Here is a 1223-nt window from a genome sequence, read left to right as displayed (position 1 = left end):
CCGAAGGACCTCAGGCTCTTGCCTTTAACATTCAAGGGGGCACTATCTTGGGGGATTTACCTCCCTATGAAGCTTTTATTATTGGTGGTAGTAACTCCGTGCGGGGGTTTGCTGAGGGAGACCTAGCCTCAGGACGTAGTTACCTTCAGGCTACTGCAGAATATCGCTTCCCCATTTTCTCAGTCATAGGGGGCGCTCTATTTGTTGACGCTGGCACTGACCTTGGTTCTGCTGGTTCTGTTCCTGGTGAACCCGGTGAGCAGAGAGATTTACCCGGTACTGGTCTCGGTTACGGTCTTGGGGTTAGAGTGCAGTCACCACTTGGTCCGATTCGGGTAGACTTTGGTTTGAATACCGAAGGGGACAGTCGTCTTCACTTTGGTATTGGAGAGAAGTTTTAATTGTTAATTGTGAATTGTTAGTTGTGAATTATTAGTGGTTAATTGTCAATTGTTGATTGTAATTTGTGATTGGTTAATTTCAATTTTCAATTTTCAATTTTCCTGCATTTATTGATAGAAACTTTCCCAAAAAAAATGTCTTCAGTATATTACACCTTGGCTGGTATGTTTGAACGCTCTGGTGTCGGACTGCACAGCGGTATTTCAACCAACGTAAGGGTACTACCAGCAGCTGCGGGAGTTGGGCGATATTTTGTGCGGGTTGACTTACCAGGTAAACCCGTTATTCCAGCAAACATAGATGCAGTTTCAGCTACCACACTGTCTACGGAACTCTCCACATTAACCCAGTATGGAAAGGCTTCCGTTCGTACAGTGGAACACCTTTTAGCTGCACTGGCTGGTAGTGGTGTGGATAATGCTCAAATTGAGATTGATGGTCCAGAAGTACCTCTTTTAGATGGTTCGGCGAAGGTTTGGCTGGAAGCTCTCCAGGAGGTGGGATTAGTAGCAGCAGGGGTTCAAGGAATCGAGGATAAAGCACACGATAGTTTTACCCCCGGACAAGTTCGAGCTACCCTAACACCCCCTCACCTGCTAACTCCCTCAGTAACAACACCTATCCCTTTTGTATTAAACGAGCCAGTCTCGGTTTATCACGGAGATGCCTTTGTAACGGCTCTACCAGCACCCAAAACTCGATTTACCTATGGCATTGACTTTGCGTTACCAGCGATTGGTAAACAATGGTATAGTTGGACTCCAGAAAAGGACAATTTTGCTGATGCGATCGCACCAGCTCGTACCTTTGGCTTGGCTGAT

General features: G+C 46.2%; 2 protein-coding genes. Both read left to right on the top strand.

Translation table 11 applies throughout. The features are described from left to right. A partial coding sequence (locus F6K38_RS42425) for a BamA/TamA family outer membrane protein (RefSeq protein WP_287360882.1) occupies nucleotides 1-401 on the top strand: 401 nt, incomplete at its 5' end. A 135-nt stretch (nucleotides 402-536) separates the two neighbouring features. Beyond that, a partial coding sequence (locus F6K38_RS42420) for a UDP-3-O-acyl-N-acetylglucosamine deacetylase (protein WP_287360879.1) occupies nucleotides 537-1223 on the top strand: 687 nt, incomplete at its 3' end.

It is taken from the genome of Moorena sp. SIO3B2 (assembly GCF_010692525.1).
Taxonomy (GTDB): Bacteria; Cyanobacteriota; Cyanobacteriia; order Cyanobacteriales; family Coleofasciculaceae; genus Moorena; species Moorena producens.
This window is presented reverse-complemented; position numbering and strand designations above follow the sequence as displayed.